We start from the raw sequence: 14,217 nt of genomic DNA on the forward strand, positions 1-14,217 counted from the left end.
TATACGTCCCTCGCTCTTGAGGATGACGAAGTACTCGGACTCCGCACGAGCGCTATCCCGCATCCATAGGGCTTCAGCTCGTTCCTGAGTTCCTTAAATAAAGAAAGGGTTGACGCTTTCACGCCAACCCTTATTCGATTCTCGATTCTCGATTCTCGATTCTAACCGTTACTCACGCTCGTGCAGTGGAGAGAACTCACGCTGAGTTTCACCAGTGTATAGCTGACGAGGGCGGCCGATACGATTTAGTGGGTCGCTGTGCATTTCGTTCCAGTGAGCGATCCAACCGATAGTACGAGAAATCGCAAAGATAACCGTAAACATCGATACAGGAATACCGATCGCTTTTAGGATGATGCCAGAATAGAAGTCTACGTTCGGGTAAAGTTTCTTAGACACGAAGTATTCGTCAGAAAGGGCAATACGCTCAAGTTCCATTGCTACATCTAGTAGTGGATCTTGGATGTTCAGCTCTTTAAGAACTTCGTGACACGTTTCACGCATTACTGTCGCACGTGGATCGTAGTTCTTGTAAACGCGGTGACCGAAGCCCATTAGACGGAATGGGTCATCTTTGTCTTTTGCACGCTCAACATACTCAGGAATGTTGTCTACGCTGCCGATCTCTTCAAGCATCTTCAGACACGCTTCGTTTGCACCACCGTGTGCAGGACCCCATAGAGAAGCAATACCTGCGGCAATACACGCGAATGGGTTCGCGCCAGAAGAACCAGATAGACGAACTGTCGACGTTGAAGCGTTTTGTTCGTGGTCTGCGTGAAGTGTGAAGATTTTATCCATCGCACGCGCAACAACAGGGTTTACTTCGTATTCTTCACATGGGTTTGCATACATCATGTGCAGGAAGTTTTCCGCGTAGTTTAGGTCGTTACGAGGGTAAATAAACGGCTGGCCGATTGAGTACTTGTAACACATCGCTGCCAGCGTTGGCATTTTAGACAGTAGACGGTACGCCGCAATTTCACGGTGCTCGTCGTTGTTGATATCTAGTGAATCGTGGTAGAAGGCCGCTAGTGCGCCAACTACGCCACACATTACTGCCATTGGGTGAGCGTCGCGACGGAAGCCATGGAAGAAGCTTGCGATCTGCTCGTGCACCATAGTATGGCGAGTAACAGTTGTTTTAAATTGCTCGTATTGCTCACGGGTAGGGGCTTCGCCATAAAGCAGGATGTAACATACTTCTAAGTAATCTGCGTTATTGGCTAATTGATCAATCGGGTAACCGCGGTGCAAAAGAATACCTTTGCCGCCATCGATGTATGTAATTGATGATTCACAAGATGCAGTGGCAAGAAAACCTGGGTCAAAAGTAAAGTAACCATTGGCTCCCAGTTTACGAACATCAATCACAGGTGTACCTAGCGTACCGTCCATAATTGGCAGTTCGATCGGCGCATGACCTTCAACATGAAGGGTAGCTTTCTTATCCGCCATAACAATCTCCTTTGTTTATTATTTAATCCGTCCAGGATGTTTATGTGCCATTTTTGTACTGTTGTTAAAGCTTAAAGTCAATTTTTCTCCAGTTTTGTGTGCACTTGTTATGATTTTTCTCATGAAAATCGTTAAAAATCTGTTCTATGTAGCATAATTTGTTACATCAATTGTATTAGAATGTTGCTGGCCGTATATTGGCACAGAAAATTTTAGTGAAATCCTTATAAATTCGGGGCTGAAAACAAAAGTGAGGTTTGTTTATGGACTCCGTTTGTTAACAAAATGTTTACAATTATCTCCGAGCTTATTGCGAGTATTTGTTAACCAAATGTTAACTTTTGTACGTTTGGACGCTGAAATTGGTTATAACAATAAATGCTCAATGGAGCTGAGTGAGCAAGCCCGTGAAAGAAAGAAAGTCAAGACCTGTTAATTTAGATTTACAGACCATCCGCTTTCCCATCACAGCAATCGCGTCCATCCTACACCGTGTGTCGGGTGTGATTACGTTTGTTGCGGTGGGTATATTACTTTGGTTACTGTCCATTTCTCTGTCATCCCCGATGGGTTTTATGGAAGCCGCTGACATCGTCGATAGCTTCTTCGTGAAATTCATTCTGTGGGGAATTCTAACTGCACTTGCCTACCACATTGCTGGTGGTGTTCGTCACTTGTTGATGGACCTAGGCCACTTTGAAGAACTCGAGTCAGGCGCAATGAGCGCTAAAGTCGCGTTTGGTGCTACTGCAGTGTTATCACTATTGGCGGGGATCTTGTTATGGTAAAACACGTTTCTTCATTTGGTCGTAACGGTGTCCACGATTTCTTACTGATTCGTGCGTCAGCGATCATTATGACTCTATACACGATTTATCTGGTGAGCTTCTGCGCTTTCTCAGATATCTCTTACGCATCTTGGACCCAATTCTTTGGTGGTACATTCACTAAAGTCTTCACCATGTTGGCACTTGTTTCGATTCTGATTCACGCGTGGATCGGTTTGTGGCAAGTATTAACGGATTACATTAAGTGCGCGAAACTTCGTGGCGCACTGCAACTTGGTGTTATTGCCGTGCTATTCGGCTATGTCTTCTCTGGTCTATTTATTCTGTGGGGTGCGTAAGTGTCTATTCCAGTTCGTGAGTTTGATGCCGTAGTAATCGGCGCTGGTGGTGCAGGTATGCGCGCTGCACTGCAAATTTCGGAGCAAGGCCTATCTTGTGCTTTGTTGTCAAAAGTTTTCCCAACTCGTTCTCATACTGTATCTGCGCAAGGCGGTATCACGGTTGCGCTTGGTAACTCGCACAAGGACGATTGGCAGTGGCACATGTACGACACAGTAAAAGGTTCTGATTACATTGGTGACCAGAATGCTATCGAGTACATGTGTAAGAATGGCCCTGAGTCGGTTATCGAGCTAGAAAAAATGGGTCTACCATTCTCTCGTTTCGATAACGGTTCTATCTACCAACGTCCGTTTGGTGGCCAATCGAAAGAATTTGGTGGTGAGCAAGCGGCTCGTACTGCTGCGGCAGCAGACCGTACTGGTCACGCTCTTCTTCATACGCTTTACCAACAAAACGTTAAACACAAAACAACCATCTTCTCTGAGTGGTACGCACTAGACTTGGTGAAAAACCAAGATGGCGCGATCATGGGTTGTACTGCTATCTGTATGGAAACGGGCGAGATTTGTTACTTCAAATCGAAAGCAACTATCCTAGCAACAGGTGGCGCGGGTCGTATTTACGCTTCTACAACGAACGCTCACATCAATACTGGTGACGGTGTTGGTATGGCGCTTCGTGCTGGCGTTCCAATGCAAGACATGGAAATGTGGCAGTTCCACCCAACGGGTATCGCTGGCGCAGGTGTTCTTGTTACTGAAGGTTGTCGTGGTGAAGGTGGTTACCTTCTAAATAAAGACGGCGAGCGCTTCATGGAACGTTACGCACCAAACGCGAAAGACCTTGCTGGCCGTGACGTAGTAGCGCGTTCAATGATGATTGAAATCCGTGAAGGTCGTGGTTGTGACGGCCCTTGGGGTCCGCACATCAAGCTGAAACTGAATCACCTAGGTAAAGACGTTCTTGAATCTCGTCTACCAGGTATCTGTGAGCTTTCACGTACATTCGCGCATGTGGATCCAGTGAAAGAGCCAATTCCAGTAATCCCAACCTGTCACTACATGATGGGCGGTGTTCCAACACAAGTTTCAGGTCAAGCAATCAAGCAGACTGCTGACGGCAATGACGTTGAAGTTCAAGGTCTATACGCATGTGGTGAAATTGCTTCGGTATCAGTACACGGTGCAAACCGTCTGGGTGGTAACTCACTGCTTGACCTTGTGGTATTTGGTCGCGCGACAGGCCTACACCTTGGCGAAACATTGGCTGCACAAGCTGAAGCTCGCCCAGCAACTGAATCTGACATTGAAGCGTCTCTAGCGCGTACTATGCGTTGGGAAAACAGCACTGGTGGTGAAGATCCAGTTCAAATCCGTAAAGATCTGCAATCTTGCATGCAAAACAGCTTCTCGGTATTCCGTGAAGGTGATGCAATGGCAACAGGTCTAGAAGAGCTGAAAGTGATCCGCGAGCGTCTGCAAAACGCACACCTTGCTGATAAGTCTTCTGAATTCAACACGCAACGTATCGAGTGTCTAGAGCTAGACAACTTGATGGAAACTGCATTCTCTACAGCTGTAGCGGCGAACTACCGTACAGAAAGCCGTGGTGCACATGCTCGTTTCGACTTCCCAGAGCGTGATGATGAAAACTGGCTATGCCACTCTATCTACAACCCGGAAACAGAAGCGATGACGAAGCGTGATGTAAACATGACGCCAGTTCACCGTGACGCTTTCCCACCGAAAGTACGTACATACTAAGAGGAGGAAATGACTATGAAATTGAACTTCTCTTTATACCGTTACAACCCGGATGTAGACACAAAACCTTACATGAAGGATTACACCCTTGAGGTGGAAGAAGGCTCAGACATGATGGTTCTGGATGCGTTGATTCTGCTGAAAGAGCAAGATCCTAGCATCTCATTCCGTCGCTCATGTCGTGAAGGTGTTTGTGGCTCTGATGGCCTGAACATGAATGGTAAAAACGGTCTAGCGTGTATTACACCGCTTTCAGCACTGCAGGGTGACAAGATTGTCATCCGACCATTACCAGGTCTACCAGTAGTACGCGATCTTATCGTTGACATGACGCAGTTCTACGATAACTATGCGAAAGTTAAGCCTTTCTTGATTGATGATGGTGCTCTACCACCTTCACGCGAGAACTTACAATCGCCAGATGAACGTGCGCATTTAGATGGATTGTACGAATGTATCATGTGTGCATGTTGTACAACTTCTTGTCCATCATTCTGGTGGAACCCAGATAAATTTATCGGCCCTGCTGGTCTTTTAGCGGCTTACCGCTGGCTAATTGATAGCCGAGATACAGCGACTGATGAACGTTTGTCCGATCTTGATGATGCATTTAGCGTTTTTCGTTGCCATGGCATCATGAATTGTGTAAGTGTTTGTCCTAAGGGGCTAAATCCTACGAAAGCCATCGGTCACATCAAGTCGATGCTGGTGAATCGTTCGATTTAATTAACAACAAAAATTGCCGCTCTACTTGGAGCGGCTCTTAATAGCTCGGCGCAGACCGAAGCAAACGTGAAAACTACTGGTTAAGGGAAAATATGCACAACGGCGTGATGAAGGCATGGCTCGAGTCTTCACACTTGGCTGGCGCCAATGCAACGTATGTAGAGGACCTCTACGAACTGTATCTAAGTGATCCCGATCTGGTAAGTGAGGAGTGGAAACGCGTATTTGATGAGTTGCCTAAGAACTCAGAAGAAGTGGCTGAACAGCCGCACTCGCGTGTCCGTGACTACTTCCGACGACTCGCTCAAGAAACAAAGCATTACAGTGTCCAAGTTAGTGATCCAGATGTCGACGCTAAGCAAGTAAAAGTTCTACAGCTTATCAACGCATACCGCTTCCGCGGTCATGAAGCTGCTGAACTCGATCCTCTAGGTCTATGGCAACGTCCACCTGTGGCGGAGCTAGACCCTGCATTCCACAATCTCACCGAAGATGACTTCGCAGAAACTTTCAACGTAGGTTCTTTTGCCATTGGCCAAGAGACGATGCAGTTGAAAGACATCTACTCAGCACTGAAGAAGACTTACTGTGGTTCTATCGGTGCAGAATACATGCACATGACAGACACAGAGCAAAAGCGTTGGATCCAACAACGTTTAGAGTCTGTCGTTGGTCAGCCATCTTTCGATAAAGACGAAAAACGTACATTCCTTGAGGAGCTAACGGCTGCTGAAGGTCTTGAGCGTTACTTGGGTGCAAAATTCCCTGGTGCGAAGCGTTTCTCGCTTGAGGGTGGTGATGCACTGATTCCGATGACAAAAGAGCTGATCCGTCATGCTGGTACAAGCGGCATGCGTGAAGTGGTTATCGGTATGGCTCACCGTGGACGTTTGAACATGCTTGTTAACGTTCTTGGTAAGAAGCCACAAGATTTGTTTGATGAGTTTGCGGGCAAGCATGATGAAACATGGGGTACGGGCGATGTTAAGTACCACCAAGGTTTCTCTGCAGACTTTGCAACGCCGGGTGGTGATGTTCACCTAGCGCTAGCCTTCAACCCATCTCACCTTGAGATTGTAAACCCAGTAGTTATTGGTTCAGTTCGTGCTCGTCAAGATCGCTTAGGTGACTTTGATGGCAGCCGTGTACTACCTATCACTATCCACGGTGACTCTGCAATCGCAGGTCAGGGTGTGGTAGCAGAGACGTTCAACATGTCTCTTGCACGTGGTTTCTGCGTTGGCGGTACAGTTCGTATTGTTGTGAACAACCAAGTTGGTTTCACGACTTCGAACCCTCGCGATACACGTTCGACCATGTACTGTACTGACATCGCGAAGATGGTACAGGCACCAATTTTCCATGTTAACGCTGACGATCCAGAAGCGGTTGCTTTCGTAACGCGCATTGCACTGGATTACCGTAACGAGTTCAAACGCGATGTTGTGATTGATTTGGTTTGTTACCGTCGTCATGGTCACAACGAAGCGGATGAGCCGAATGCAACTCAGCCGTTGATGTACCAAAAAATCAAGAAACACCCAACGCCTCGTAAACTCTACGCTGATGTTCTGATCGACAAAAACGAATCAGATATCGAAGTGGCGACTCAGTTAGTTAACGAGTACCGCGACGCGCTAGACAAAGGCGAAGTAGTGGTTAAAGAGTGGCGCCCAATGGCTCTACACTCTGTTGACTGGTCACCGTACCTCGGACATGACTGGGATGTTTCTTGGGATAGCACATTCGATTCAACTCGCTTGAAAGAGTTGGGTCAGCGCCTAATCCAATACCCAGATAGTCATAAGCTACAAAGCCGTGTAAACAAGCTGTACAACGATCGTTCTGCAATGATCAGCGGTGAGAAGCCTCTTGATTGGGGTATGGCTGAAACGCTGGCGTACGCAACTCTAGTTGATGATGGCAAGCGTATCCGTATCTCTGGTCAGGACTCTGGACGTGGTACTTTCTTCCACCGTCACTCAGTTCTGCATAACCAGAACGACGCAAGCACCTACATTCCGTTGGCGAATATTCATGATAAACAAGGTCCATTCCAAGTCTTTGACTCAGTGTTGTCAGAAGAAGCGGTATTGGCGTTTGAATATGGTTACGCAACAGCAGAGCCAAGCGGTTTGACTATTTGGGAAGCACAGTTCGGTGACTTTGCGAACGGTGCACAAGTGGTGATTGACCAATTCATTTCATCGGGTGAGCAAAAATGGGCTCGTCTGTGTGGTCTGACAATGTTGCTGCCACACGGCTATGAAGGCCAAGGCCCAGAGCACTCATCTGCGCGTTTAGAGCGTTACCTACAATTATGTGCTGAACAAAACATGCAGGTTGTAGTGCCATCTACACCAGCACAGGTTTACCACATGATCCGTCGTCAGGTGGTGCGTCCTATGCGTCGTCCACTGATTGTTATGTCACCTAAGTCGCTACTGCGTCATCCACTTTGTACTTCGTCATTGGAAGAGCTTTCTGAAGGCACATTCCAACCAGCGATTCCAGAGATCGATAATCTGGATTCAAGCAAAGTGAAACGTGTTGTGTTCTGTTCAGGTAAGGTTTATTTCGACCTTCTAGAACAGCGTCGCAACAACGAACAAGATGATGTTGCTATTGTGCGTATCGAGCAGCTTTACCCGTTCCCAATGGATGAAGTTCAAGCCGCTATCGCGCAATACACGAATGTTGAAGATTTCGTGTGGTGTCAGGAAGAGCCTCAAAACCAGGGTGCTTGGTACTGTAGCCAACACAACTTCCGTGCTGCTATTCCAGCAGGCCCAGATCTTAAGTACGCAGGTCGCCCAGCTTCTGCTTCTCCAGCAGTAGGCTACATGTCGGTGCACTTGAAACAACAAAAAGCGTTGGTTGAAGACGCTCTGAACGTGAACTCAAAAACTTCGAATTAAGAACTAGAAGTTAAAGGAAGAAACAGATATGACAATTGAAATTCTGGTTCCAGATTTACCTGAATCAGTTGCTGACGCAACCGTAGCGACATGGCACAAACAACCAGGCGACGTAGTCGAGCGTGATGAAGTTCTGGTTGATATCGAAACCGATAAAGTTGTGCTTGAAGTACCGGCTCCGGAAGCGGGCGTTTTAGAAGCCATTATTGAAGAAGAAGGTGCAACAGTACTTTCTAAGCAGTTGATCGCGAAGCTTAAGCCAGGCGCAGTAGCAGGCGAACCAACAACAGATTCAACAGAAGACAAAGAAGCGTCTCCTGATAAGCGTCATAAAGCAACGCTAACAGAAGAGAGCAACGATGCGCTAAGCCCAGCAGTTCGTCGTCTTCTTGCAGAGCACGGTCTCGAAGCTAGCCAAGTGAAAGGCTCTGGTGTTGGCGGTCGTATTACTCGCGAAGACATTGAAGCACATCTTGCAAACGCAAAAGCGGCACCGAAAGCAGAAGCTCCAGCAGCCGTTGAAGCGCCTGCAGCGGCTCGTAGCCAAAAGCGTGTACCAATGACGCGTCTGCGTAAGACAGTAGCAAACCGTCTTCTAGAAGCGAAGAACAACACGGCAATGCTAACCACGTTTAACGAAGTGAACATGAAGCCAATCATGGACCTTCGTAAGCAATACAAAGACCAGTTCGAAGAGCGTCACGGTACTCGTCTTGGCTTCATGTCTTTCTACGTGAAAGCAGTAACTGAAGCACTAAAACGTTACCCAGAAGTGAATGCCTCTATCGATGGTGATGACATTGTTTACCACAACTACTTCGACATCAGCATGGCGGTTTCTACGCCACGTGGTCTAGTGACGCCAGTTCTAAAAGACTGCGACACACTAGGTTTTGCTGACATCGAAAAAGGCATCAAAGAGCTAGCAATTAAAGGCCGTGACGGCAAGCTAACGGTTGATGAGTTGATGGGCGGTAATTTCACTATCACTAATGGTGGTGTATTTGGTTCATTGATGTCTACGCCAATCATCAACCCACCACAATCGGCAATCTTGGGCATGCACAAAATCCAAGAGCGTCCAATGGCGGTTGACGGCAAAGTAGAAATCTTGCCAATGATGTACCTAGCACTATCTTACGACCACCGTTTGATCGATGGCCGTGAGTCAGTGGGTTTCCTAGTAACCATTAAAGAGCTACTAGAAGATCCAGCGCGTCTGCTACTAGACGTTTAATATCGCTAAAACGTCGAGTTGTCCTTGATAGCTCGACGTCTACAGCATCCGAGGCTAGACTGGCTCAGCGTCTGGCCTTCATTTGAACTGCACCCGATATAAACTTATAAGCAGTTGATTTGAGAAGACCCTACAGACGTACCGCATCGATGCGGCGTTATGGAAATAATAAATCCCTTAAGGGATAAACAAACGGAATATCAAAATGAATTTGCACGAATACCAAGCCAAACAGCTGTTTGCAGAATTCGGTTTGCCTGTACCGGAAGGCTACGCATGTGATACGCCACAAGAAGCTTTTGAAGCAGCAGGTCGCATCACTACTGAAAAGAAAGTTGTAAAATGTCAGGTTCACGCTGGTGGCCGCGGTAAAGCAGGCGGTGTTGAGCTACACGACACAAAAGATGGCGTAAAAGAATTCGCACAAAAATGGCTAGGTAAGAACTTGGTGACTTACCAAACAGACGCAAATGGTCAGCCTGTTACTAAAATTCTTGTAGAAGAAGCGTCTAACATCGCTAACGAACTTTACCTTGGTGCGGTTGTTGACCGTGCAACTCGTAAGATCGTTTTCATGGCTTCGACTGAAGGTGGTGTGGAAATCGAAAAAGTTGCGGAAGAAACGCCGGAGCTAATCCACAAAGCAGCAATCGATCCACTAGTCGGCCCTCAGGCTTACCAAGGTCGCGAGCTAGCGTTCAAACTTGGTCTTGAAGGTGACCAAATCAAACAATTTGTTAAGATCTTCATGGGTCTTGGCACTATGTTCTCTCAGTACGATCTAGCGCTACTAGAGATCAACCCACTGGTTATTACTGGCGAAGGCAATCTGCTGTGTCTTGACGGTAAGATCAACATCGACTCAAACGCGCTATACCGTCAGCCTAAGCTTCGTGAAATGCACGATCCTTCACAAGAAGACGAGCGTGAAGCGCACGCAGCTCAGTGGGAACTGAACTACGTGGCACTAGATGGCAACGTTGGCTGCATGGTTAACGGTGCGGGTCTAGCGATGGGTACAATGGACATCGTAAACCTACACGGTGGTAAGCCTGCTAACTTCCTAGACGTAGGTGGCGGCGCAACAAAAGAGCGTGTAGCAGAAGCATTCAAAATCATCCTATCTGATGACAACGTGAAAGCGGTTCTAGTAAACATCTTCGGCGGTATCGTTCGTTGTGACATGATCGCAGAAGGCATCATCGGTGCAGTGAAAGAAGTTGGTGTAACGGTACCTGTTGTTGTTCGTCTAGAAGGTACTAACGCTGACCTAGGTCGCGAAGTTCTTGCTAATTCTGATGTTGATATCATTGCTGCTGAGTCGCTAACAGATGCTGCTCAGAAAGTTGTTGCTGCTGCGGAGGCTAAATAATGTCTGTACTAATTAATAAAGACACTAAAGTAATCTGTCAGGGCTTCACTGGTGGTCAAGGTACTTTCCACTCAGAGCAGGCAATTGCTTACGGTACACAAATGGTTGGTGGTGTATCTCCGGGTAAAGGTGGTCAAACTCACCTTGGTCTTCCTGTATTCAACACAGTACGTGAAGCGGTAGAAGTGACTGGCGCTACGGCAACAGTTATCTACGTTCCGGCACCATTCTGTAAAGATGCAATCCTAGAAGCGATCGACGCGGGTATCGAGCTTATCGTAACGATCACTGAAGGCATCCCAACGACAGATATGATCGACGTAAAAGTTAAGCTAGAAGAAACTGGCGTTCGCATGATCGGCCCTAACTGTCCGGGTGTTATCACTCCTGATGAGTGTAAGATCGGTATCATGCCTGGTCACATCCACAAGAAAGGTAAAGTGGGCATCGTTTCTCGCTCAGGTACACTAACGTACGAAGCGGTTAAGCAAACGACTGACGAAGGCTTTGGCCAGTCAACGTGTGTTGGTATCGGTGGTGACCCAATCCCAGGTTCAAACTTCATCGACATCCTGAAGCTTTTCCAAGAAGACCCTGAAACAGAAGCAATCGTAATGATTGGTGAGATCGGTGGTACTGCGGAAGAAGAAGCAGCAGCTTACATCAAAGAAAACGTAACGAAGCCAGTAGTTTCTTACATCGCGGGTGTTACTGCTCCTCCTGGTAAGCGTATGGGTCACGCAGGTGCAATCATCTCTGGTGGTAAAGGTACTGCAGAAGACAAATTTGCAGCACTAGAAGCAGCTGGCGTTAAGACTGTGAAATCTCTAGCTGAGATTGGTAAAGGTCTACGTGAAGTGACTGGTTGGTAATTAACCAAGCCACACTATAAGTATTAAAAAGCCTGCAATTTTCGCAGGCTTTTCTTTTTCCGTCCCATCTTGTTTTTATCTTGCTTTGATTTTTGTCTCAAGCAAGGTGGGTTGTATTAAACGCTCGGGCTTATGCTTTGCGGCTAATAAGTTGGCTAAGCATGAATAAGAATGTGGCACTGATTACGACAGAGGGACCCGCTGGAGTATCGAAGTGCCAAGACAGGCTCAGTCCCATCAACACCGCGATAGAACCAATAATCGATGCAAACAGCGCCATCTGCTCTGGTGAAGAAGAGACTTTACGAGCCGTTGCCGCAGGAATAATCAGTAGTGAAGTCATGATCAGCGCGCCAACAAACTTCATACCGACTGCGATCACTACACCGACCATAAGCATCAGAACTAGACGTACTAAATCGGTATTCACACCTTCCACAGCAGCAAGCTCTTCACTCACGGTACTCGACAGCAGTGGACGCCAGAAAAGATATAAGCATCCGCTAACTGCGATTACACCAGCGTAGATGAACATCAAATCTTGAGGTGATACCGCCAATAGGTCACCAAATAAGTAGCTCATTAGATCGACGCGAACATTGTCTAAGAAGCTGACGGAGACCAAACCAATTGACAAAGCACTGTGAGCCAAAATGCCCAGCAAAGTATCTGTTGCGACAAGCTGTTGCTTTTGAAGTGTCACTAGCAGTACCGCTAATGCAAGGCAGCAAACGAGCAGAGCAAGATACAGGTTGATGTCTAGCAGAAAGCCAAGTGCCAGACCCATTAAAGAAGCGTGCGCGAGTGTGTCACCAAAGTAAGCCATTTTGCGCCACACCACGAATGAGCCAAGTGGACCTGCGATAAGTGCGATACCAATGCCGGCCAATATTGAAGGCAGTAAAAACTCAATCATGATGGTGATGTCCGTGAGCGTGGTTTGAGCAAGAGATAGCGTCGCCAGTGACTGGTGAGCCCGCTAAATCGTGATGGTGGTGTTCGTGGTCATGGTGGTAAAACGCTAGAGACTCACGGGTAGCATTGCCAAATAGAGCAATGTAAGAAGGATGCTGAGTAATGGTTGCTGGCGAGCCTGAACAGCACACGTGGTGATGCAAACAAATCACATCATCGGTCTTAGCCATGACTAAATGTAGGTCGTGTGAAACCATAAACACACCACAATCAAAGCGATGGCGGATGCTTTCAATCAGGTCATATAAGTCTATTTGGCCTTGAACATCGACACCTTGAGCGGGTTCATCCAAAACGAGAAGTTCTGGGCGTTGAAGGAGCGCTCGTGCTAGAAGTACACGCTGATTTTCGCCACCAGATAGACGATGCATGTTACTTGCGATCAGGTGCTCGGCACCGACAAGGCGTAACGCATCAAGGCACTCTTGCTTGCTATACTTGCCTGCGAGGTTTAAAAAGCGAATCACGTTCAGCGGAAGAGAGTCGTTGAGTTTCAGTTTTTGAGGGACATAACCAATTTTCAGCTTACGCTGTTTGGTTAATTTACCGCTGGTCGGCTTCTGGAGACCTAGAATGACCTTAACTAACGTCGATTTTCCCGCTCCATTGGGACCAATTAGGGTGGTGATCTTGCCCTTTTCTAATTCCATAGTGACATTGTCGAGAACTCTACGTTCGTCAAACTCGACGCACAGTTGCTCAAGACGGACTAGTGAAGACATGAATGAAACTCATTTGCAAAGTAATAATGTTATAATGTAACATTATCTCACTTTCCACGCCATACCCCAAGTAAAACTATGAAAAGAGCTATAATTCTTGCTGCTACAGCAATGTTAACCTTACCTGCTCACGCAGTCACTGTGTTAACCAGTATTAAACCGATTCAAATGATCGCAACCGAGCTAACGGAAGGTGTAACGAAACCAGGCGTTCTGCTTCAAAACAACGCTTCGCCTCATGACTACGCTCTGCGTCCATCTGATGTAAAGAAAGTCGCAGCGGCGGATCTTGTCATTTGGTACGGGCATGACCTCGAATCGTTTCTAGAGAAAGTCGTGACGGACAAAGGTAACACGTTAACGATTAGTGAAATTCCAGATTTGTCATTGCGCAAGTTTGGTAGTGAACATGCTCATGACCACGATGGACATCACCATGGTACTCACGATCCTCACTTTTGGCTAGGTATTGAAACCGTTCAACAAGTTGCGAATGCTATTGCTCATAAGTTGGCTGAAATCGACCCTGAACACGCTGCAACTTATGCGGAAAACTTAAACAAGTTTGAAGTCCAGTTGAAAGCGACAGACGCAGAAATCAAACAGCAACTTACACCAGTGAAAGAAAAAGGTTACTTTGTATTCCACGATGCCTACGGTTATTTTGAAGAGCGCTACGACCTAAATCAAATGGGGCACTTTACCGTTTCTCCTGATCGAAAACCTGGTGCGAAAACGCTGATTCATATTCGTAAAACACTTGGCACTGGTGATGTTGCCTGTGTGTTCTCAGAGCCTCAATTTACACCTGCTGTGATTGAGAGTGTGATGCGCGGCAGCGACGTAAAAACGGGTATTCTTGATCCGTTAGGTAGCGAGATCGAAGTAAAGTCAGGCAGTTACTTTGTATTTCTTCAAGGTATGTCGAATAGCTTTAGTCAGTGTTTGAGCGAAAAGTAACAATTGTGTTGTGCTTCTTGCATCAGATCTGTTTGTAACGTGATCTAGCAGTAAGAATTGCAAACCTTAGGCGCAGTGAGTCTT

Annotated in this window: 12 protein-coding genes; 9 read left to right on the top strand and 3 right to left on the bottom strand. The window is 46.9% G+C overall.

Translation table 11 applies throughout. The features are described from left to right. Positions 1-168: 168 nt before the first annotated feature. On the bottom strand, positions 169-1,458 hold the full coding sequence (locus KIV40_RS04510; protein WP_005426685.1) for a citrate synthase: 1,290 nt from the start codon (positions 1,456-1,458) through the stop codon (positions 169-171). Positions 1,459-1,853: 395 nt separating this feature from the next. Here KIV40_RS04510 and sdhC point away from each other — a divergent pair, with 395 nt between their 5' ends. The 8 genes from sdhC (at position 1,854) to sucD (ending at position 11,476) form a co-directional block, all read left to right on the top strand. After that, positions 1,854-2,246, top strand: coding sequence for a succinate dehydrogenase cytochrome b556 subunit (gene sdhC, locus KIV40_RS04515; protein WP_012127263.1), 393 nt, complete (start codon positions 1,854-1,856; stop codon positions 2,244-2,246). Then, the gene (gene sdhD, locus KIV40_RS04520; RefSeq protein WP_005426689.1) at positions 2,240-2,584 is read left to right on the top strand and encodes a succinate dehydrogenase, hydrophobic membrane anchor protein; all 345 of its coding nucleotides are present in this window, start codon (positions 2,240-2,242) and stop codon (positions 2,582-2,584) included. Before sdhC ends, sdhD begins: the two co-directional genes overlap by 7 nt. Further along, positions 2,585-4,351: a succinate dehydrogenase flavoprotein subunit gene (sdhA, locus tag KIV40_RS04525; protein ID WP_285348072.1), complete on the top strand. Its 1,767-nt coding sequence runs from the start codon at positions 2,585-2,587 to the stop codon at positions 4,349-4,351. Between the two features lie 15 nt (positions 4,352-4,366). Further along, complete coding sequence (locus tag KIV40_RS04530; RefSeq protein ID WP_005426697.1) at positions 4,367-5,077, top strand: succinate dehydrogenase iron-sulfur subunit; 711 nt, start codon at positions 4,367-4,369, stop codon at positions 5,075-5,077. Between the two features lie 92 nt (positions 5,078-5,169). After that, complete coding sequence (gene sucA, locus KIV40_RS04535) at positions 5,170-7,995, top strand: 2-oxoglutarate dehydrogenase E1 component (protein ID WP_285348073.1); 2,826 nt, start codon at positions 5,170-5,172, stop codon at positions 7,993-7,995. 28 nt (positions 7,996-8,023) lie between these two features. Continuing rightward, positions 8,024-9,232, top strand: a complete 1,209-nt coding sequence (gene odhB / locus KIV40_RS04540; RefSeq protein ID WP_005426699.1) for a 2-oxoglutarate dehydrogenase complex dihydrolipoyllysine-residue succinyltransferase — start codon at positions 8,024-8,026, stop codon at positions 9,230-9,232. Between the two features lie 205 nt (positions 9,233-9,437). Further along, positions 9,438-10,604 carry an ADP-forming succinate--CoA ligase subunit beta gene (gene sucC / locus KIV40_RS04545; RefSeq protein WP_005426700.1) on the top strand — a complete coding sequence of 389 codons (1,167 nt, stop codon included), beginning with the start codon at positions 9,438-9,440 and terminating at the stop codon, positions 10,602-10,604. Then, entirely contained in the window at positions 10,604-11,476 is an 873-nt protein-coding gene (gene sucD / locus KIV40_RS04550) for a succinate--CoA ligase subunit alpha (RefSeq protein WP_005436989.1), read from the top strand. The genes sucC and sucD overlap by 1 nt, the downstream gene beginning before the upstream one ends. 130 nt (positions 11,477-11,606) lie before the next feature. On the opposite strand, the gene znuB is transcribed toward sucD, so the two are convergent. Together znuB and znuC are read right to left on the bottom strand one after the other, a co-directional pair. After that, positions 11,607-12,392 carry a zinc ABC transporter permease subunit ZnuB gene (gene znuB, locus KIV40_RS04555; protein WP_012127266.1) on the bottom strand — a complete coding sequence of 262 codons (786 nt, stop codon included), beginning with the start codon at positions 12,390-12,392 and terminating at the stop codon, positions 11,607-11,609. Further along, positions 12,385-13,173 carry a zinc ABC transporter ATP-binding protein ZnuC gene (gene znuC / locus KIV40_RS04560; protein ID WP_285348074.1) on the bottom strand — a complete coding sequence of 263 codons (789 nt, stop codon included), beginning with the start codon at positions 13,171-13,173 and terminating at the stop codon, positions 12,385-12,387. Before znuC ends, znuB begins: the two co-directional genes overlap by 8 nt. 78 nt (positions 13,174-13,251) lie before the next feature. Between znuC and znuA the strand changes: the two genes are divergently transcribed. Next, complete coding sequence (gene znuA, locus KIV40_RS04565) at positions 13,252-14,133, top strand: zinc ABC transporter substrate-binding protein ZnuA (RefSeq protein ID WP_285348075.1); 882 nt, start codon at positions 13,252-13,254, stop codon at positions 14,131-14,133. Positions 14,134-14,217: the final 84 nt, after the last annotated feature.

The sequence above is a fragment of the Vibrio sp. D173a genome (assembly GCF_030248475.1).